This is a genomic window from Psychrobacter sp. W2-37-MNA-CIBAN-0211 (assembly GCF_040309405.1).
Taxonomy (GTDB): domain Bacteria; phylum Pseudomonadota; class Gammaproteobacteria; order Pseudomonadales; family Moraxellaceae; genus Psychrobacter; species Psychrobacter glaciei.
The window spans coordinates 76,328-96,275 of record NZ_JBEOOU010000013.1 but is presented as its reverse complement, the minus strand read 5'-3'; the positions used below and the strand labels follow the sequence as shown (position 1 = coordinate 96,275).

At 43.0% G+C, this 19,948-nt stretch carries 16 protein-coding genes and 2 tRNA genes; 6 read left to right on the top strand and 12 right to left on the bottom strand.

What is annotated here, in order from left to right; translation table 11 throughout:
* Both AAEY72_RS11645 and AAEY72_RS11640 read right to left on the bottom strand, forming a co-directional pair.
* The coding region (locus AAEY72_RS11645) for an Ig-like domain-containing protein (RefSeq protein ID WP_352310635.1) at positions 1–1,647 on the bottom strand (1,647 nt) is incomplete at its 3' end.
* A 51-nt stretch (positions 1,648–1,698) separates the two neighbouring features.
* A complete protein-coding gene (locus AAEY72_RS11640; RefSeq protein WP_352310634.1) occupies positions 1,699–2,685 on the bottom strand; it encodes an OmpA family protein in 987 nt (328 codons plus the stop codon).
* Positions 2,686–3,221: 536 nt separating this feature from the next.
* Between AAEY72_RS11640 and AAEY72_RS11635 the strand changes: the two genes are divergently transcribed.
* Positions 3,222–3,917, top strand: coding sequence for a hypothetical protein (locus AAEY72_RS11635; protein ID WP_352310633.1), 696 nt, complete (start codon positions 3,222–3,224; stop codon positions 3,915–3,917).
* Here the strand turns inward: AAEY72_RS11635 and AAEY72_RS16675 are convergent.
* The 5 genes from AAEY72_RS16675 to msrB all read right to left on the bottom strand — a co-directional run bounded on the left by AAEY72_RS16675 (position 3,914) and on the right by msrB (position 5,843).
* Entirely contained in the window at positions 3,914–4,117 is a 204-nt protein-coding gene (locus tag AAEY72_RS16675; RefSeq protein ID WP_502945375.1) for a transposase, read from the bottom strand. The genes AAEY72_RS11635 and AAEY72_RS16675 overlap by 4 nt on opposite strands.
* 250 nt (positions 4,118–4,367) lie before the next feature.
* Positions 4,368–4,444 (bottom strand) — tRNA-Asp (locus AAEY72_RS11630).
* Between the two features lie 53 nt (positions 4,445–4,497).
* A tRNA-Val gene (locus AAEY72_RS11625) sits at positions 4,498–4,573 on the bottom strand.
* A 212-nt stretch (positions 4,574–4,785) separates the two neighbouring features.
* Positions 4,786–5,271, bottom strand: a complete 486-nt coding sequence (locus AAEY72_RS11620) for a glutathione peroxidase (protein ID WP_352310632.1) — start codon at positions 5,269–5,271, stop codon at positions 4,786–4,788.
* A 146-nt stretch (positions 5,272–5,417) separates the two neighbouring features.
* Positions 5,418–5,843 carry a peptide-methionine (R)-S-oxide reductase MsrB gene (msrB, locus tag AAEY72_RS11615; protein ID WP_010199314.1) on the bottom strand — a complete coding sequence of 142 codons (426 nt, stop codon included), beginning with the start codon at positions 5,841–5,843 and terminating at the stop codon, positions 5,418–5,420.
* 442 nt (positions 5,844–6,285) lie between these two features.
* Here msrB and AAEY72_RS11610 point away from each other — a divergent pair, with 442 nt between their 5' ends.
* The gene (locus tag AAEY72_RS11610; protein WP_352310631.1) at positions 6,286–7,920 is read left to right on the top strand and encodes an aminotransferase class I/II-fold pyridoxal phosphate-dependent enzyme; all 1,635 of its coding nucleotides are present in this window, start codon (positions 6,286–6,288) and stop codon (positions 7,918–7,920) included.
* 97 nt (positions 7,921–8,017) lie between these two features.
* Here the strand turns inward: AAEY72_RS11610 and AAEY72_RS11605 are convergent, their stop codons facing one another.
* Entirely contained in the window at positions 8,018–9,625 is a 1,608-nt protein-coding gene (locus AAEY72_RS11605; RefSeq protein WP_352310630.1) for an inorganic phosphate transporter, read from the bottom strand.
* A 601-nt stretch (positions 9,626–10,226) separates the two neighbouring features.
* The gene (locus AAEY72_RS11600; protein ID WP_352310629.1) at positions 10,227–11,918 is read right to left on the bottom strand and encodes an ATPase; all 1,692 of its coding nucleotides are present in this window, start codon (positions 11,916–11,918) and stop codon (positions 10,227–10,229) included.
* Positions 11,919–12,166: 248 nt separating this feature from the next.
* Between AAEY72_RS11600 and AAEY72_RS11595 the strand changes: the two genes are divergently transcribed.
* The 4 genes from AAEY72_RS11595 to AAEY72_RS11580 all read left to right on the top strand — a co-directional run bounded on the left by AAEY72_RS11595 (position 12,167) and on the right by AAEY72_RS11580 (position 16,688).
* The gene (locus AAEY72_RS11595; protein WP_352310628.1) at positions 12,167–12,880 is read left to right on the top strand and encodes an FFLEELY motif protein; all 714 of its coding nucleotides are present in this window, start codon (positions 12,167–12,169) and stop codon (positions 12,878–12,880) included.
* A 372-nt stretch (positions 12,881–13,252) separates the two neighbouring features.
* Complete coding sequence (gene ubiE / locus AAEY72_RS11590; RefSeq protein ID WP_502945374.1) at positions 13,253–14,107, top strand: bifunctional demethylmenaquinone methyltransferase/2-methoxy-6-polyprenyl-1,4-benzoquinol methylase UbiE; 855 nt, start codon at positions 13,253–13,255, stop codon at positions 14,105–14,107.
* Between the two features lie 98 nt (positions 14,108–14,205).
* Positions 14,206–14,910: a ubiquinone biosynthesis accessory factor UbiJ gene (locus AAEY72_RS11585; RefSeq protein ID WP_010199305.1), complete on the top strand. Its 705-nt coding sequence runs from the start codon at positions 14,206–14,208 to the stop codon at positions 14,908–14,910.
* A 116-nt stretch (positions 14,911–15,026) separates the two neighbouring features.
* The gene (locus AAEY72_RS11580) at positions 15,027–16,688 is read left to right on the top strand and encodes an ABC1 kinase family protein (protein ID WP_352310626.1); all 1,662 of its coding nucleotides are present in this window, start codon (positions 15,027–15,029) and stop codon (positions 16,686–16,688) included.
* A 121-nt stretch (positions 16,689–16,809) separates the two neighbouring features.
* Here the strand turns inward: AAEY72_RS11580 and ruvB are convergent, their stop codons facing one another.
* The 3 genes from ruvB to fba form a co-directional block, all read right to left on the bottom strand.
* On the bottom strand, positions 16,810–17,790 hold the full coding sequence (gene ruvB, locus AAEY72_RS11575) for a Holliday junction branch migration DNA helicase RuvB (RefSeq protein ID WP_026037210.1): 981 nt from the start codon (positions 17,788–17,790) through the stop codon (positions 16,810–16,812).
* A gap of 175 nt (positions 17,791–17,965) precedes the next feature.
* Positions 17,966–18,589: a Holliday junction branch migration protein RuvA gene (gene ruvA / locus AAEY72_RS11570; RefSeq protein ID WP_352310625.1), complete on the bottom strand. Its 624-nt coding sequence runs from the start codon at positions 18,587–18,589 to the stop codon at positions 17,966–17,968.
* Positions 18,590–18,692: 103 nt separating this feature from the next.
* Positions 18,693–19,727, bottom strand: coding sequence for a class II fructose-bisphosphate aldolase (gene fba, locus AAEY72_RS11565; protein WP_352310624.1), 1,035 nt, complete (start codon positions 19,725–19,727; stop codon positions 18,693–18,695).
* Positions 19,728–19,948 lie beyond the last annotated feature (221 nt).

The window sequence follows — 19,948 nt, the reverse complement described above, 5'->3', positions numbered from 1 at the left end:
GGTATCACCAGCAGCGGCCTCGCCCTGTTCTAGGTCAGCGGACGCTGAGAGGCTTGGGGCTGTTGGGGCGTCGTTATTGTTGTCAACGGTGGTTGGTATTGTGCCGGTCGTTGACGCACTGTCGAGTGTGCCATCGGTGGCATTGACCACGGGGGCTGGTAAGGTGCCACCACTGTTGACGGTGTCTGCACCTGTTTGGGTGAGCGTGATGACACCCGTTGTTGCATTAATGACATAGTTCGTCAATGAGGCGGTGTCAAGCTCATAGGTGACCGTGTCACCCTCATTTGGATCGGTTGAACCACTCGCGGTCGCAACGGTATCACCAGCAGCGGCCTCGCCCTGTTCTAGGTCAGCGGACGCTGAGAGGCTTGGGGCTGTTGGGGCGTCGTTATCAGCATCAGCATCAGCATCAGCATCAGCATCAGCATCAGCATCAGCATCAGCATCGGCATCGGCATCGGCATCAGCATCGGCATCGGCATCAGCATCGGCATCGGCGTCAGCGTCAGCGTCAGCGTCAGCGTCAGCGTCAGCGTCGCCATCATCTATATCAGTTGCAATAATCGTCGCAGGATCACTTTCATTACCAGCTTCATCAGTTGCCGTAGCTGTGATGGTTTCGCCATTCACTAATGGGTCAGCACTAGTGTCAATGACGTAGTCGCCATTTTCATCAACTGTTGTGGTGTATTCAGGTTCTCCATCGCTATCAGTGTCTACTTCAATCGTGGCACCAGGCTCACCTGTACCTGTGATTTCAGTACCGTCTTCGTTGATTTCAATGACTGGTGCATCAGGTGCTGTGGTGTCAACCACGCCAACTGTTTCAGTCAATGGGTCTGATTCATTACCAGCTTTATCTTTGATAGTCGCTGTGACATCAAGCGTGTCACCCTCTGCCGGAGCAGGTACTTTTACGGTAACTTTTTTTGCGATGATGTCATCTGCCGTTAAGACTTTCTCAACACCGTTAGCAATGACGGTATCACCAATGACAGCATTGGCAGGCAGTCCAACGACGACATCAACCATACCATTCTCATCAATCTCAGCATCATTGATAAAACCATCGTTATTACCAACCACTATGCTGGTTGGTGCATCAGGCGCAGTGGTGTCCACTGGTTTATCATCATCATCGTCATCATTATTACCACCACCCAAAGCTGCCCCTAATACGCCTACTCCCGCAAGAACAGCTAACCATGGCAATGCATTAAAATCTTCAGCTCCTGTCGCGCCCACCCACCAAGGAGCTACCTGTGGATTCCCTCCCAATGCTTGACCTTGTATCTCACCTAACTGGAGCTCAGTGACATAGTCTGCTACCTCTCCCGTATCAGGAATATAGTAATAATAACTACCATCTTCAGCAACGCCAATGAGTGCACTATCAATATCATCGTAGAACCCTTCAATAATGAGATCAGGGTCTGAACTATCATTTTCAAAAGAAATATGAAGATCTTTATCTATTCGTTTAGTAACAATATGGTTCGGAGCTCTGACAATTGCTTTATCAAAAAGCTCATAATTAATTTTATCGGTGGCTTTTATTGTGGTAGGTATGCCGTCCTTTGTAACGACTTGATGTTCAGCGACCGTTCCAGTTTGGGTATTTACTTTGACAGTTATAGTGCTCATAAAATCATCCTTGATTAATTAATTCTAAATGAAATAAATATCAATTTAGAATCATGAGTTAACTTGATTGGTTGTCTTGGTTAATAAGTAGCTAGCGACAACTCGACGGTTATTTTGACGATCCCGTCCAGTGTTATTGGTATCGATGGGCATAGACTCGCCGTGCCCTACGCTGCTCAGGCGTATAGCTTGTATACCATAGTGATTCACTAAAATATCTTTAACGATGCTTGCACGAGACTGAGATAGCTTTAGGTTATAGCGTTCAGCACCCTTGTTATCTGTATGGCCTTCTAAAGTAACTGCCATCTTCGGATAGGATTTAATAAAATTGGCCATACTATCTGATATTATGGATTGATTATTTTTAATGCCTGTACTATCAAAATCAAAAAGCACACTAAACTGTGTAGAACTTGTGATTTCCACTGGATTCTTTATTGTAGAAACCGCGATAGGTTCTTGTATAAGAATTTCAGATGGGGCTTCTGCTGTACATTCTGATAAAATACGACTGATCTGATGAGTTTGACGAGTATTTTGATTCAATAATAGCAGGGCCTCATCATGTGGTATCTGCTGTACAACAGGATTGCCAGCTGTTGATAGACCAACTATTAAATAACTCGTCGTTTGAGGGGTAAATTGATAGGTTTTGGAGTAAGAAAGAACTTCCTCACTGTCTTTATTTAATTTTTCTACATTGATGAGTTGAGAACCGCTACAAATAACGACATCTGAATAACTTCCATTTTGTAGACTGGTTTGAAATTCATTATCAGCACCAATGCCTATATTAATGATATTTGAATCATTATCGTTTAACTCATGAATAAAAACGATTCGACTTTCTTTAGATGTCAGAATACTATTGTCGGGCAGATTAAATATCTCTCCTGTTTTTTTCCAAGTAGCCTGCTTAATGTTGTGGCTACCATCAGCAGTAGATAACATCTGACCACTTTTTACAGTCTGGCAGCCTACAAGTCCAATTGCTAAAAATAATGTAGTCGATAACAATACGTTTCTTCTGTCCATAGTGTCTGATCCCAGTCAATGGAATATCCAGTATATAAACATCTCTCCTATCATTATATAGACCCATTTTTTTAGGATCAGCTGGACTTCCTTAATAATAAAAACGTGACTTTAAAGAACACAATAATCAACCAAGTATTACTGTACTATTAATTTTATTATATCCGCATTTACTCATAATGCAACCATGTATTTTTTATTAAACGTAGTAGCTTCATTACCATCCATAATAATAATTAACTACCATAACCATAATAAACTATTACATAATGATGTAAATTATTATAAGTAATAACACACAAAATCTACTGATAAACATAGAAAAATAAAACTTCTATTTTTTTATTTAAAAATCTATAATAAATATCTTACATAAGTCATTGCTAGCCCTTTATAATTCGTTAGCGGAGGTCAATGAAACGGTACTGCTGCAAGAGGTCTAACATAAGAAAAAACCTATTAGAGAATATAATCAATACCAATTTACGCTCACACTAATACTGTGTTCTACTGATAAAGAAAGGTAGCCTTTTATAATGAATAAATTTCGTGAAAAATGGTCTGCAGCCTTAGTGTTTGCAATATTTCTGCATTTAACGATATTCTTTATCTTTTATATAAACTCAAGCAAACACAGTTTAGATGACCTTGCTAATAACAAGAAAAATAGTTCGGATCACATCACTGTGACTCACGCAGATAATAGCGATTCCCCACTTAAAACATCGGCCTATACCCTCACCTTAGATAAAGCTGAAACACGTCCTAAAATTGATAGTAATCAGAGAAAGCATGTCACTGTCTCGGAAAAACCTACTCCTCAAGAGAATGAAAAGCAGAGAAGTAACTCTCAACAACGTAATGAAAATAATAATTCATATCCTATAGAGCCAAGTATTGCATCTAATGAAAATGCACAAAAAATTAATGAAGTCTTAGAAAATGAGCAGGTTAGGAAAGTGACACCTTTACGCACTATAGAGAGAGAAAATTTAGAAGATTTTGAAAACGATTCTGGTCTACTGGATATAGATATCCCGACACAAAAGACTGAGATGAGAGGAGATGAGAGTTATGAGGAAAAAAAATCTGAAGTAGAAAAAATAAACAATCAACTGAGTGCTGCTATTAGTGAAGTTAAAAAGCGCAATCAGCAAAAAATCGATCAAATGCAACAACAAAAACAACTGAGCTATGATGAGGAAACTGTAGAACCAAACTTGGTAAACTAAGTATTCATCGATGGCAAAAATTTTATTGAGCAACACACTGTGTGCACCATACACTGCTGGATCTGTGTTTTAGGATATAGAATACCCATAACATCAGAGAGACCCTTTAAATCGTCTATACAGGCGATTAAGACGTCTTGACCCAGCAGATTTGTCGTTAATGCTATTGAGACGCTGATTTTGCCAAGCGAGGATGCCATTGAGGAAAAGGTCATTGTTTGGTCACCGAGCAGATAGTTAGCGATTTAGAAAAATACAATGCCTGCATGCAGATTCATATCTGGTTCACTAATAAAGAGCTAGCTATTGCTGATGGAGCGATAACGAGAAAGTGACAAGCCCATGTGATTAAAGAGCTTGAGCTAAAATTTAGACACAAAAAAACCTCAAGTAAATTAATACTTGAGGCGAAACTTGCTTAAACTTTACAGTTTAAATTCGTTTTAAATATGGCGCAGCGGACGGGACTCGAACCCGCGACCTCCGGCGTGACAGGCCGGCATTCTAACCAACTGAACTACCGCTGCTTAGGTCTCTTTAGCATTCTACCTTTATGAAGAGGCCCACTTCGCTAAATAAGTGGTGGGTGATGACGGATTCGAACCGCCGACATTCTGCGTGTAAGGCAGACGCTCTACCAACTGAGCTAATCACCCATCGAACAATTGCGATGCAATTTATTCAACATCAACCGAGCTCTTTAGTTTGTCACTAAGCTCTGCTGCTGTGGGTGTGTATTATATAGATTTACATGTGCGTGTCAAACAGTATTTACCACTTTTCTCAATATTTTATTCACTATTATGACAAGCATATGTTTTTGTTGATTTTATATTTTTAGAAAATTCAATATTTTCAGACTTGATACTTATTTATTAGCTAGTGCTTGCTCGATATCGCTTTTTATCGCGTCAGGCTTGGTCGTTGGTGCATAACGATCGATCACTTGACCCTTACTATCGATTAAAAATTTGGTGAAATTCCATTTAATACCATCGGTAAGCAATCCGCCCTTTCGCTCTTTGAGCCATGCATAAATGGGATGAGCCTCTGCTCCGTTGACATCAATCTTTGCCATCATCGGAAAGCTGACGCCATAATTCTTTTGACAAAACGCGCCAATTTCGTCATTAGTGCCTGGATCTTGGCTGCCGAATTGATTGCAAGGAAAGCCAACGACGACCAATCCTTGATCTTTGTATTGCTCATATAGCGCCTCCAACCCTTCAAACTGGGGCGTAAAGCCACATTTACTCGCGGTATTAACGATTAACAATACCTTATCTTGATAGTCAGAAAACGCTTGCGGGCTACCATCCATGCGCTCAGCCGTAAAATCATAAATAGTGCTCATCATTTATCCTTAAATTGAGATTTTTGTTGTTTTGGGTATTCATTTGACACTTTTACTTTATCAGTCATATAAGCAGCAAGTATTATTGAAAAGGAAGCACTCTGTACTTCCCTTCCACATTACTATTACTGCTACTATCTAAATACTTACTTCTCAGACTTATCTAAATCGATAGATACTGAGTTGATGCAATAGCGCATGCCTGTCGTCTCACTCGGTCCATCAGGGAATACATGACCCAAATGTGCGCCGCAGTTGCTACAAGTTACCTCTGTACGAGTCATACCTAGCGAATTATCAACATGTTCTTCGATCGCGCTATTATCGATGCCTTGATCAAAACTTGGCCAACCGCAGCTTGCATCAAACTTATTGGTTGAATCAAATAAGCTGGCACCGCAGCCTTTACAGCGGTAAACACCGTCATCAGTCGCGTCATTATAAACACCAGTAAATGGACGCTCTGTGCCTTTCTCACGCAGTACATGATATTCGTCAGCACTCAGACGCTCTTTCCAGTCAGCTTCAGTCAATTGGCTGATTTCTTCTTTACTTAATTGATTGTCTTGCATGATTTGTCCTTATTAGAGTATTTGTTATCTAATCTCTGTCACTATTTTATCGCCATATTATTATGAAAACGATGTGCCCTATCTGTTGCTTATCGACTCACTATTCAAGGTGAATATTAGAGTCGTGATGCCTGTATTTTGGAATAAGCATGTCATTAAATAGAATTTTATCCAGTTTAAAATATATCAAATTACTTTAAAACTAGAGTGAGTAAAGATGTAATTTTGATAGGTAAACATGTATTTAGTTGACTGTCATTGTCGGGAGCGTCATACATAAAAGGAGTAATGCAAGAAAAACTTTCATTTACAAGTGTAAGTGATTTGAAAACCTCTTGCATTATGATTGATAATGCAATAATATCTTGCATTGGCGTCTAATTAAAAGCCTCAATTCATCTACTTATTGAAAAACTATCAGTTAATAAAGGCCTAAACAACCATGTCGGATGACAACAGCACCCAAGCAGCACGATTGGTACAATTACGCCGTAAGAAAGGATTCACCGCTGAGCAGCTAGCACAAGCGATGACTGCTGCTGGTGCCAAGGTGAGTCGTGGTGCTATCTCGAACTGGGAGCGTGGTACCAATGGTATCGTCTCATCCAAGCTCCCCATCCTCGCACGTATTTTGGGCTGTAGCGAAGGGTATCTGTTACGTGGTGAGCTTCAAGATCAAAACTCTGATGACACATCACCTAACAGTAATAACCCATATCAAGATGAAAAAATGCAAGACGAAATAACACCACAGAAAACACGAAGAAATCAGACCAAGATGCCATCAACCGCTTTCATTGATACTAATAAAAACTCACCAAACACCCTGACAAATGGTCATGCTATGAATCCGATAAAAAAATCCGATAAATTACAAAACGTTTGCTATGACATTCGTGGTCCCCTATTACAGACTGCCAATACAATGGAAGCAGAAGGCAAACGTATATTGAAGTTGAATGTGGGCAATCCAGCGCCGTTCGGCCTAGAAGCCCCTCATGAGATTTTACGCGACGTCGCGATGAATCTATCTGAAGCCACGGGGTATTCGGACTCGCAAGGGATTTTTTCAGCACGCAAGGCCATTTTGCAGTATTACCAATCTAAAGGTCTGCTCTCGGCAGTTGATGTCCGTGACGTATATTTGGGTAACGGGGTCTCTGAGCTGATTGTCATGACCATGCAGGCGTTGATGAATGATGGCGATGAAGTGCTCATTCCTATGCCAGACTATCCATTATGGACGGCTGCGGCCAACCTCGCTGGCGGCACTGCTGTACACTATCGCTGCAATGAAGAAGACAACTGGCACCCTGATATCGAGGACATCAAATCTAAAATCACCAGCAAAACCAAAGGCATTGTGGTTATTAACCCCAATAATCCGACAGGTTCCCTTTATAGTGATGAACTACTAAAACAGATCATTGAAGTCGCTAAGGAGCATGACCTAATCATCATGGCCGATGAGATTTACGATCGCATTCTCTATGATGATAATGTGCATACCCCGATGAGCACCTTGACTGACGACGTTCTGGTTCTCTCATACAATGGCTTATCGAAGTCGCATCGCATTGCAGGATTTCGCTCAGGTTGGATGATGGTATCTGGTCGCAAGCAACATGCAGCGGACTTTATCGAAGGCTTAGATATGCTCGCATCCATGCGCCTTTGCTCTAACGTCCAAGGACAGTATGCGATTCAGACAGCCATGGGCGGTCACCAAAGTATGAAGGACTTAACCTCTAAGACTGGTCGTCTATGTAAGCAGCGCGACATGGCCGTCTCACGTCTCAATGCGATTAAAGGTATTTCTTGTACCATGCCCCAAGGCGCGTTTTATTGTTTTCCAAAGATGGATCCTGAGGTTTATCCTATCGAAGATGATATGGATTTTATGATGGACTTACTTGTCGAAGAAAACGTATTGATGGTTCAAGGCACAGGATTCAACTGGGACAAACCAGATCATTTTCGCTTGGTGTTCTTGCCAAACTTGCTTGATTTAGAAAATGCGATGGATCGCTTGGACCGCTTTTTTGCCAAAAAACGCCAGCAGTTTGGTACTGAGTAAATCTGCATTCAACATAAAAAAATGCTTATCAGCATCACGCTGATAAGCATTTTTGGTTCTAATCCAAGCCTTATTAATGGGCTTTATAGCATTACTCTTAAAAGATATTTATCAATATGAGATAACTAATAGCAGACATTGAAGCTGCAGCCGGAAGGGTAATCACCCATGCCAGACCAATTGGTTTCATAAGCTTCCAGTTAGTATCTCTATTGACGATACCAATGCCAAGTACCGCTCCGACCAAGGTATGTGTACTTGAGACTGGCAGACCCATCGTCGATGCGCCCATCACAACGGCAGCAGCAGCCAATTCAGCTGAAAATCCAGAAGCTGGATGCATCTTCGCTAGATTGGTACCGACGGTCTGAATCACTTCTTTACCAATAAACCAAAGACCCACAATCAATGCTACGCCAAAGGTCAGCATCACAGCAGGGGGTACAGCCGCTTCGGTAGAGATGCTGTTGGTACGAATGACATCCATAATCGCCGCAAAAGGACCAACTGCATTGGCAATATCGTTCGAGCCATGACTAAAGGCAAATGCAGAAGCAGTAAAGACCTGCATCCAGCTGAACATAATAAAGGTGGCTTTGGTCAGATCTTCTTTATGCTTACCACGGATACTCTTGGTGTAAATATAGGTCGCAAGCCATACTAGCGCTGAGATCATCCCCATGATCAAAAAGCCTTGCAGCGTCGTCATACCATTATTGACGTTTTTCAGACCTTTAAAGACAACTAGTGAGGCCATGACTGCACCGCCCATAGCCGCAATTATAGGTACCCATTGCTTCAATGCCTTTAGGGTATCGAGGTTACTGCGCTCGTTTTCAATCTCATAAAGCTGTTTGTAATAATCGGTCTCTAAATCTTCAACGACGCAATCATCATCTTTGTAGATTTCTTGGTCACGTAACATCGCTGAGGTATAAGCCAGCTGTTCTGATTCTGTTAGACCGTCCAAAAATTCTTTGTGGTTTTGTTTTAAGGTTTTTTTATCAGCTTTTAACTCGCCAATATACGCCTCTGTTTTATCATTATACTCAATGATATTTTTCTTAATCTGTCCATATAATAAATAAGACAAAACGCCGCCTAGTAGCGGTGATAGCACCCAAGAGATGGCGATAGTACCAATCTTGCCCCAATTCACGGTTGATAATGCCATCTCGGTACCACCTAACGTGATACCTAATACGATGGAGCTACCAACCACGCCGCCAATAATCGCATGTGTGGTCGAAACAGGTAAGCCTTTTTTGGTGGCAAATAACAGCCAAAAGGCAGCAGCAATGAGCGCTGAAAGCATGACATAAATAAACTGGTTGGGTTCGACTGCGAGGCCATCTAGATCGACAATGCCGCTTCGGATAGTATCGGTTACTTCACCACCTGCCAGCACAGCGCCTGACACTTCAAATATCGCTGCGATACCCAATGCTTGAGGGATAGTTAACGTCCCTGCGCCTACTGAAGTACCAAAGGAGTTGGCGACATCGTTACCACCGATATTGAATGCCATAAAGACACCAAAAGCGGTCGCCACAATAAATAGCGTCGTTTGCTGACGCATCGTGTAATCTAGACCCCACCACAAAAAGTAGCTGGTCATCGCAACCAATAAAATGGCAAAAAATAGATTTATTCTCATGGAGCCAACTGATTTAGCTGACTCTGTAGAACTGTTGCTAATACCCATACGTTGATGCGTCCTGCGTAAGCTGATTGGAATTATATGCGATTAGTAATATTGCGCAGCTATACAGGCAGGTTTTAATATCCCGCACTAAAATAGCATTATATAAAGGCGCAACGTGCTCTCTAAACAATGAACTCTTTACGTTTGTTTTGCTGCCGTATCTTAGAATCGATTGTTGCTGTTTGACGTTTGATTCAAATTATCAATACATTATCAAAAACCCATCACTCCACATGTCACAAAGCCGCAAGCGGTATTGCTAAATCATCTGATTACAGCATCTTGCGGCTTATATTTGTGGCGATGTTACTGTTTTTATCGATATCTGATACGGCAACAATATCTTTTAAATAGCTGTACAAATCATACAATACACACTTATTAAGGCAATATATGACATAGCAGAGACAATTGTGCCCCTATTATATTAAATATAATCACATAATGCATAATGATATTGCAAGATTTGTAACTGTGATTGTGTACTTTCAATATCACCCTTTCTCAGTGACAGATTAGATCGAGTATGTTTCACTAAACTTCACTTGGAAAAGACGGTTAACAATATAGACCGCCATTAACCCTCAATTTTAATAAAGAGCTACTGGTTTTTAGATGCTACTGACAACTGTTTAATAGCATGGTCTAAAACATCCAAACGCGCCTGACGTTTCTCGTTGGTGGCTATGACACACCATGGTGCGTATTCAGTATCAGTACGTGCCAGCATATCAGCGGCAGATTGTACGTAATCTGACCACTTATCACGGTTACGCCAATCGTCATCAGTGAGCTTAAACTGCTTGTGAGGTGTTTCTTCGCGCGCTTCAAAGCGCTTAAGCTGCTCTTTCTTATCAATCGCCAGCCAGTATTTAATAACCAACGTCCCTGCCTCGCTCAAATCCGCCTCGAAGCGGTTGATTTCATCATAAGCACGTTGCCATGCAGCATCAGTCGCAAACTGCTCAATACGCTCAACCAACACGCGCCCATACCAAGTACGATCAAAGATCGCAATACGGCTAATACGGTTTGTTTGCTCGTCAGGCAGCCTTGTCCAAAAACGCCAGAGATAAGGATGCTGTGACTCGTATAGCATCGGCGCACCAATATTATAAATTTGGTATTCACGCGGATCGAGCGCGGCCACCAGTCTTTTGATAGCCCCGCCTTTGCCAGCAGCGTCCATTCCTTCAAAAGCAAAAACAATATGACGACCTTTGCGCGCACGTAGCAATTCGGCAAGACGAGCTTGTTTTTCTGCCAATGCCTCTTGATAGTCAGCCTTACTGACGTCTGAGTCATCGATATCGGTTAGTAACTTGGGTATTTTTACAGGTTCAAACGGTTCCTGATCAACTTTTGACTCAGGTTTTTGCGTCTTGGACTCAGACTGACTTTTTGTTGTTTCGTTACTGTCTGTTCGACTACTTACAAGTGCAGTTTGCATCGCATGCAATACTTCATGGCAAAAATGATCGGCAGCTTGTGATTTATCCTCACCATCGATGATGATCCAGTCGTCCTGTTGCCGTAACAATGTCACGGCTACTTCGTTAAACTGCGCGACAATCTCTGCATTATTCCAATCAATTTGATACAAAAACTGCGGATCGGCTTCATCGTCATTTAATCGCTCTTGCAACGTTTCGATATCAACATGAAACCAGCATTTTAGTAGTCTGGTTTGATTGGCAACGAGGTCTTGCTCAAACGCTTGCAGTTTAATAAGTTGCTGTTGTAGATACGCTTGCCATTTCGCAATCGGTAGCGCTTTGTCGTTATCGGATTTTTTGTCTTGTGATTGACTATTTTTTGACGACTTATCATCGTTTTTGTTGTCTGCTGCCATACGCATGACGTTGTAAAGCAAATCAGCATACCAGTTGCCAAAATAAACCATGACATCACCATGACGTGGCAGCGCTTTAGTGTGTGCTTGCCACATCGGCTGATACGCTAAGGGACAATAACCAATAGTTGCCTCCACCTTAAGCAGCCGAGGATCTACCCACTGGCGCAACTGTTTGACAGCAGTCCCCTTGCCCGCCTGCTCCATACCATTAACCAGTACCAACAGCCCAGTTGGCTGATTGGCAGGTGGCGGCGTTTGCTGCCGTGTCGCGCGCAGAGCATATTGGGCGGTGACCAATGCTAACCTAAGGTCATCTTTATCCATCGAGAACTGACTCAGTGGATTGGGCGTTAAGCGCTCCTCGATCACTTGCTCACTAAATTGCGCACTGACCGCTTGTGGTGCTGTAAGTTCAGTCGTATTATTATTTTTGCTCATAACTGGCATCGTCCTATGATTGAAAGCGTTTCAGCTTAATCATAGCATTCGACCAATTCAGTAAATAACGCTGCTGTGTAACAGTTTGACATTTGTATTCTGCTTTATTTTCTTTTAAGGTGAACACAATCTTGAGAGCATGTTTTAAAAGAGTCTTAAAATTATAATAAGCACCAAAAACGGCATAACTTTGACCACTTTATTCTCAACTTAATCATGATCTTTATTTTTATATAGGATTTTACGCCATGTCTGCTTTAACCGACTTACAACAGCACCTAACAAATTTTTGGGCGCTGCCACATCATCAAGATGCCGAATTGAATATCAAACTCAACGAAGTGCAAGCATGGCAACAAGCGCGACTCCAACGTACGCATAGTGAGCTGTTTGAACAGCCAAAAAATCAGCTGATGGCAGACTATTTTCTGACACAGTTATATGGTGGCGATGAATTCAAGTTATTGGCCGAACAGTTAGAACGCATTTTGCCAAAAGCAAAAAAGCTTGAGCGTCTTGCTAAAGAGTCCGCTTTAGAAGCTGGCAGCATGGGCATCCAAGCAGCTATTCTAGCGATTGAGCTAGACTTGCATTTGGCCCAATGGCTACTTGCTCAAGACTTACCAGTCACCGAAGACAATATGCTAGCCGCCTATCGTATTGTCGATGAAGAGGATGAACGCCGTGTCCAGATCGGTACTCTTAAAGACGTTTGCTACCGCACTGACAAACATTTAAACTCATTTATGCTCAAAAAAGCGTTTGCCTTAGCAAAAGGCACCGCCTATCGCTATAACTTTCAACCACTGTATGACTTCATCGATACTGGTTTTAAGGCCATGAAACCCCTCAAAAGTGTGAGCAATTTTATCGAGCCGTTTTGTGAACGTGAGCTTGAGATTATTGACGAAGTTCATGACACGGATAATGGCAGTAAGCCCTTGTCATTTGATGTATCATAGGATTGAAGAGAGACTGAGTTAACTGGCAAAAACTCGTTAACGAACGCAATATATACTCAAAAAATATCTCAAATAAATAATCATAAAAGTGAACAATAGGATAATGCAATGACCGATGATACCAATAATAACACTGCCCACTCTGACCAAAAGCTACCGACCAACACCACAACTAATGGTCATTTACAAGATAAATTGGTCAGAGACAGTATCACTCACAGTCAAAATATCACTGCACAAGTAAAAGCGCGTCAAAGTCCTGTGCCTAATGCGACGACTGATACTGGTATTGATGCTAGCGTCAAAAAAAGTAATGATTTTACGCAAGTCCAAGACTTGCCAACCGGAACGCCACAAGGCCAACAAACCACTATGTCAAACAACCCTACAAACAATAGCACCGCTGCACAAGAGCAGACCGCTAAGCAAACGCTTTTTAACCAGCGTGATGACATTAATAACCCGCACACACTCGACACTGACGGTAATGAGCAAACGCATTTCGGTTATAAAACAGTCAATAAATCAGAAAAACAAGCACGTGTTGCCGACGTTTTTACCTCAGTCGCCAAAAAATACGACATTATGAATGACTTAATGTCTTTTGGTATTCATCGCTTATGGAAGCGTTATGCGATTAGCTTATCAGGCGTACGTGCGGGTCAGCATGTGCTTGATATCGCTGGCGGTACGGGTGATTTGGCCAAAGTCTTTAGCCGTGAAGTCGGTCGCAACGGTAAAGTCGTGTTATCTGATATCAATGCGGCAATGTTAGAAGTTGGTCGTGAGCGCTTGATTAATGCTGGCTGCAATAATGTCGATTTTGTACTTGCCAATGCGGAAACATTAGCACCATTTGATGACAATAGCTTTGATTTGCTTACCATTAGCTTTGGTCTGCGTAATGTCACGGACAAAGATGCTGCTCTAAAATCTATGTATCGCGTGCTGAAGCCGGGTGGTCGCTTATTGATTCTAGAGTTCTCAAAACCCGTGTTTGAGCCATTATCGAAAGCCTACGATTTATATTCATTTACCGCCTTACCAATTATGGGTAAGCTGATTGCTAATGATGCTGAAAGTTACCAATATTTGGCTGAATCGATTCGTATGCATCCTGATCAGCAAACGTTGAAGCAGATGATGCAACAAGCGGGCTTTGAAAATTGTGATTATCACAACTTGACCGCTGGTATCGTCGCCGTGCATCGTGGCTTTAAAGCATAACGATAAAAGAAAAATACTAACACCCAATAGTCGTAACCACTGACCCTGACAAACCATGCGCTTTTCTAAAGGCGCTCAATTAAATATGTGAGAGCCTTATGCTGACTGTGTTACTTTTGGCTGGTGCCGAAAAGCTGATTAACCTTGCCATTGCTAGCGATGAAATCACCAAATCAGGTCTAGCACCATTGGCTGGCAAAGTGTTACGGCTGAATATGAAGTCGCCTGAGATTGATTTGGATGTGTTATTCACCCATGAACGTTTGCGTTTTGAGCCCGTCACGACTGACAGTGTGTTTGAGCCAAGTGGCCGCATGAGTGAACGCCAAAAAGCGAGTATGGAGCGAGCGCGTATCGGTCACAGTCGACCCGATTGTATCATTACCGTAGACAACCCAGCCCAGCTGCTCAATCTAATGCGAGGCACTGAAGGTAACTTGCCTATCGCTGGTGATTATAAAGTGCTGATGCAACTGAAACAGTTGGTGGCAGGTTTTGACCCAGATGTCGCTGGCCAGTTAGAACCCTTCATCGGCAAACCCATGGCGAGTCAGTTGCATCTACTCATATCACAACTGAAAGGCAGTTGGCGTCATAGTGCCAAACGTGCTTTTAATGATGTCAGCGACTGGGCCAATGATGTGGCGGGCAATAGTGTCCCTGACCCCGTTGAGCTGGAAGAGGTAAATGATCTTAAGCAGCAACTGTTAAAGCTGCGTGCTGATGTCGAACGTGAAGAGGCCAAACTTGCTGCTATCAAAGAGGAGCAGGCACGTTTTATCAATAATTCGTTCCATCAATAACCCGTTTAATTAATAACAAGCAAACATTATTAGTTAAACGGGTTATTGATCACATTATCTATAGATAAGCACAGCGTCTACCTTATTTTTGACTTTCTCTAGAGTACCTATACCTCATGTTATTATCTCACCGCGCCCGTTTACTTGAGCTTTGGCGTATCGCCGCAATATATCGCATTGATACGCATTTTTCTATTGAAGAGGCGCCACAACTGCAACCTTTAGCACGTTTAATTCGCTTGCATCCAGCCGCTTGGGGTAAAAAGCATCAGCCAAACGCGATTAAATACGCGCTTGAGGACATGGGTACGCTGTTTTTAAAATTAGGCCAACTACTGTCAACACGTCGTGATTTGGTACCGCCTGAGATTATTGCTCAACTGGTTCAGCTACAAGACAAGGTTAAACCATTTAACTCTGATGTGGCCATTACCCAAATCCAAGACCCTAAGCATGGTCTTGGGCAGTCTATTGGCACATTGTTCGCACGCTTTGATGTCAAACCGCTAGCGGCTGCTTCTATCGCCCAAGTACACACTGCCGCCCTGCATGATGGCCGTGAAGTCGTCATAAAGGTGGTTCGTCCCGATATCCGCAACACGATTGTTTCTGACTTTGAGCTACTACGTGAATTGGCAAGTTGGGCATCCGCTCGTATTGAAGCGGCGCGTGCCGTACATATTATCGATATTGTCGAGGATTATCGGCAAGTCATGCTTAACGAGCTAGACTTGACGTTAGAGGCAGACAATACCACCCAAATGCGCAATAACTTCTTGGGTTCAGCATTAATGTATGTGCCTGAAGTCTATGATGCTGCCAAAAATGTGATGGTGATGGAGCGTATTCAAGGCGTTCCTATCTCGCAAGTTGAGATGTTCGATCAGCTTGGCTATGACCGTGCGGCACTGGCAAAAAAAGGTCTAACGATATTTTTCACCCAAGTCTTTCGTGATAATTTCTTTCATGCTGATATGCATCCAGGCAATGTATTCGTAGAGACCCCACCTGTGCAAACACTACATGCAGGTATGGCAGCGGTCGACTTGGGTCATGAGCCACGTTATATCGGACTTGATTGCGCCATCATGGGCACCTTATCAAAAGACGATCAGCTCATTGTCGCGAGGATGTTATTGGCGGTTATGAATGACAACTTTACCGCAATGGTTGATATCGTCAGCCGAGCCGGTTGGATACCACCAAATGCAGATAAGCATGCATTGATGCGTGATATGAAACGTACCGTCGGCCCTATGCTACAAAAATCCATTAATGACATCGACTTTGCTGGCGTATTGATGCAGATTTTGGATATCGCACGTCGCCATCATATGAGTATCCCGCCACAGCTGATGCTATTGCTAAAAACATTAGTGCACGTTGAAGGCCTCGGTCGCGACTTGTATCCTGACCTTGATATTTGGTCACTTGCCAAGCCCATTCTAAGCAGCTGGATCAAAGAACAGCTAGATCCGATGCGTAATCTAAAGCAACTACGCCAGCAATTACCTGAGATGTTGTTGTCAACGACTGATATTCCAAAATTACTAGATCAAGGCTTACAAAGTCTTGCGTCACAAGGCTCACGTCAAGACAGCCAACTACGTGAAATACAGCAAATTCGCGCGGACATGCTTAACGATCGCCGCCGTGATTGGCTAGCACTTGCAGGCTTTGCTATTTTCATTGCCATTGCAACGCAAGTCGTCGGTTGGCTATCACCTATATTTTATATACTGGCTCTCTTGGTAGTTGTTTGGCGAATTTTAGCTTAGAGACCAACTTTATCTTTTGCTTACTTAGTTCAGAAAAAGCCCCGCAACTCGAGACTCAAACAAAAAAATGCGCCTGCTTTTAATGAGAAGCAGGCGCATTTTTTATGCTAAATACTGATTACTATAACATTTGGTCAATCGCCATTTGAGTCAATACACGACCACGTGCCGTACGCAACACATAGCCTTGCTGAATCAAATAAGGCTCAATCACGTCCTCAAGTGTACCGCGATCCTCTGCCATAGCAGCTGCTACCGCTTCAACCCCTGCAGGACCCCCATCAAAACGCTCATGCAATATCTCGATATACCGTCTGTCTAAATGATCAAGACCTCGTCTATCCACGGCTAGCATATCTAGCGCACTACCCGCAATCGCACCATTGATACTGCCATCGCCTCTGACCTCCGCGTAATCGCGTACACGGCGTAGTAACCGATTGGCAATCCTTGGTGTGCCTCGGGCACGGCGCGCAATCTCCACCGCACCATCCTCACTCATAGGCACACGCATCAAGCGGGCGGCACGGCTAACAATCGTGGTCAGATCGGCGATATTATAAAACTCTAGCCGCTGTACAATGCCAAAGCGATCACGTAGTGGTGAGGTCAATAATCCTGCTCTGGTGGTTGCCGCGACCAAGGTAAACGGTGGTAAATCAAGCTTGATAGAACGGGCAGCTGGCCCTTCACCGATCATGATATCTAGCTGAAAATCTTCCATGGCTGGGTAAAGTATTTCTTCAATAACTGAACTCAGACGGTGAATCTCATCAATAAACAGGACATCACCCTCCTCCAAATTGGTCAGCATGGCTGCCAAATCGCCTGGACGCTCGAGGACAGGCCCTGAAGTCGAGCGTAAGTTACCGCCCATTTCACGAGCAATAATATTGGCAAGCGTTGTTTTACCCAACCCTGGTGGACCAAAAATGAGCGTATGATCCAATGGCTCGCCACGACCGCGTGCCGCGCCAATAAATACTTCCATCTGCTCACGCACCACCGGCTGACCAATATATTCAGCCAACAGTGCTGGTCGAATATTGGAATCAGGCGCATCCCCTGCGCCTTCTAGCGGATTAATCAAACGATCTTGCATCATAGTTTTTGTCATTATATTAAAAAATTAGGTAATAAATAGCATAACCAAACGCCACCTATAAGTCATGCAAAACATCAACAGTTATATACCAAAACGAAAATAAGCGACAATGAATGTCGCTTATTTGTTTGATACTTACTGATGTAACCATTAATAGCAGTAGGAGTAAAAACTACTTAAACGTTGATAGCTGCTGTAATGTGGCTTTTAACAATCCTTGCGTATCTGCAAAAATATCACCGTTACTTTTGGCAGCTTTGATGGCTTGCTGAGCTTCTTTTTCTTTATAGCCCAAACTAATCAGAGCGCCTTCTACTTCGGCGATGATATTGTCTTCGGCAGAAATCTCAGCTGGCTGCATAGCAAACTCTAAATTACTATTATCGACTTCAATATTTTTTAGCTTGTCTTTTAGCTCAATCAATAGGCGCTGTGCTGTCTTTTTGCCAATACCCGGGATACGGGTTAATGCCGTCTCGGACTCTTGCTCGACGTGCATTTTTAGCTCAGCGGCTGACATCGCCGATAGCATGGCTAATGCCATTTTTGCGCCAACGCCATTTATTTTAATCAATTGACGAAAGACATCGCGCTCTTTACGATCGATAAAACCATAAAGCAGCTGCGCATCCTCACGCACATGAAAATGCGTCCAAATGCTCGCCTGCTCATTGAGACGCAACTGGCAAAATGACGGTAGCGGTAGCTCAATATCATAGCCGACACCAGAGGTGGTCATGACACAGGCAGTCGGTGCCATCAAATACTGCACTTGTCCGCTAATCAATCCAATCATAACCCACTACCTCTTATAAGAATTGTCATAAAATTCAGCCAGCTGCAGAACGAAATATCTCAATAATCATTTATTCGATAAGTACTTTTTAACGTCAAATCTACTAATAAAAATCGACCATACCTTCAAGGCTAATAGGGCGAATCTTATGTGCTTGACCAGCAGAACCAAAAGCTTCAAAACGATTGGTACAGATATCTGACATCGCAACCATAGACGCTTTAAAGTATTTACGGGGATCAAATTCGCTTGGGTTTTCTGCCAAGAATTTACGGATTGCGCCTGTTGATGCCAAACGTAAATCGGTATCGATATTTACCTTACGGACACCATGCTTAATCGCTTCAACGATTTGCTCAACCGGTACACCATAAGTCTCACCGATATCACCGCCATTTTCATTGATGACTTTTAGCCACTCTTGCGGCACTGACGACGAACCATGCATGACCAGATGGGTGTTCGGGATACGGGCATGAATCTCTTTTACACGCTCAATAGATAAGATATCGCCCGTAGGTGGACGCGTAAATTTATACGCACCATGACTGGTACCGATCGCAATGGCTAGGGCATCGACGTTGGTGTCTTTAACGAACTGCTCAGCTTCATCAGCACTGGTTAATAGCTGCTCATGGTCCAATATACCTTCTGCTCCAGAGCCGTCTTCTTCGCCTGCCATACCGGTCTCAAGGCTACCTAAGCAACCAATTTCACCTTCTACTGAAACACCGCATGCGTGTGCCATTTTCACAACTTCGCGAGTCACGCTGGCGTTATAATCATAGTCCATTGGCGTTTTACCATCTTCACCGAGCGAGCCGTCCATCATCACTGATGAGAAGCCAAGCTGAATTGAGCGCTGGCAAATAGCAGGTGACATACCATGATCCTGATGCATCACTACTGGGATATGCGGCCACTCCTCAATCGCTGCGATAATCAAATGACGTAAAAACGCCGACCCTGCATAACTACGTGCTCCAGCACTGGCTTGAACGATGACAGGTGAGTCACAGGCGTCAGCCGCCATCATAATGGCGCGCATCTGCTCTAAATTATTCACATTATAAGCAGGGACACCGTAATTATGTTCAGCGGCATGATCTAGAAGTTGACGTAACGATATTAAGGCCATAAAACGCTCTCTGATTGAATTTTGAATAATATATTGAAAATAACGCTTGAAACCACCGCTTTTAAAAGGTGACTTTAGAATAATCAGCCCAATACTTTTGTTTGATAACCATCACAGCACGTTAAGTCAGCAAATAACGCACGAACCATTAGCAAAATGCGGCATTGTTTTGGGGATAATTATTACGCGCTGATTATAGCAAAAATTGCCCTGTCTTCGTA

Excerpts from the sequence above, each read along its gene's own strand:
- AAEY72_RS11640 (WP_352310634.1), bottom strand. The coding sequence starts at position 2,685 with ATGGACAGAAGAAACGTATTGTTATCGACTACATTATTTTTAGCAATT.
- AAEY72_RS11635 (WP_352310633.1), top strand. The coding sequence starts at position 3,222 with ATGAATAAATTTCGTGAAAAATGGTCTGCAGCCTTAGTGTTTGCAATA.
- AAEY72_RS16675 (WP_502945375.1), bottom strand. The coding sequence starts at position 4,117 with ATGGCATCCTCGCTTGGCAAAATCAGCGTCTCAATAGCATTAACGACA.
- AAEY72_RS11620 (WP_352310632.1), bottom strand. The coding sequence starts at position 5,271 with ATGAGCACTATTTATGATTTTACGGCTGAGCGCATGGATGGTAGCCCG.
- msrB (WP_010199314.1), bottom strand. The coding sequence starts at position 5,843 with ATGCAAGACAATCAATTAAGTAAAGAAGAAATCAGCCAATTGACTGAA.
- AAEY72_RS11610 (WP_352310631.1), top strand. The coding sequence starts at position 6,286 with ATGTCGGATGACAACAGCACCCAAGCAGCACGATTGGTACAATTACGC.
- AAEY72_RS11605 (WP_352310630.1), bottom strand. The coding sequence starts at position 9,625 with ATGGGTATTAGCAACAGTTCTACAGAGTCAGCTAAATCAGTTGGCTCC.
- AAEY72_RS11600 (WP_352310629.1), bottom strand. The coding sequence starts at position 11,918 with ATGAGCAAAAATAATAATACGACTGAACTTACAGCACCACAAGCGGTC.
- AAEY72_RS11595 (WP_352310628.1), top strand. The coding sequence starts at position 12,167 with ATGTCTGCTTTAACCGACTTACAACAGCACCTAACAAATTTTTGGGCG.
- ubiE (WP_502945374.1), top strand. The coding sequence starts at position 13,253 with ATGTCAAACAACCCTACAAACAATAGCACCGCTGCACAAGAGCAGACC.
- AAEY72_RS11585 (WP_010199305.1), top strand. The coding sequence starts at position 14,206 with ATGCTGACTGTGTTACTTTTGGCTGGTGCCGAAAAGCTGATTAACCTT.
- AAEY72_RS11580 (WP_352310626.1), top strand. The coding sequence starts at position 15,027 with ATGTTATTATCTCACCGCGCCCGTTTACTTGAGCTTTGGCGTATCGCC.
- ruvB (WP_026037210.1), bottom strand. The coding sequence starts at position 17,790 with ATGCAAGATCGTTTGATTAATCCGCTAGAAGGCGCAGGGGATGCGCCT.
- ruvA (WP_352310625.1), bottom strand. The coding sequence starts at position 18,589 with ATGATTGGATTGATTAGCGGACAAGTGCAGTATTTGATGGCACCGACT.
- fba (WP_352310624.1), bottom strand. The coding sequence starts at position 19,727 with ATGGCCTTAATATCGTTACGTCAACTTCTAGATCATGCCGCTGAACAT.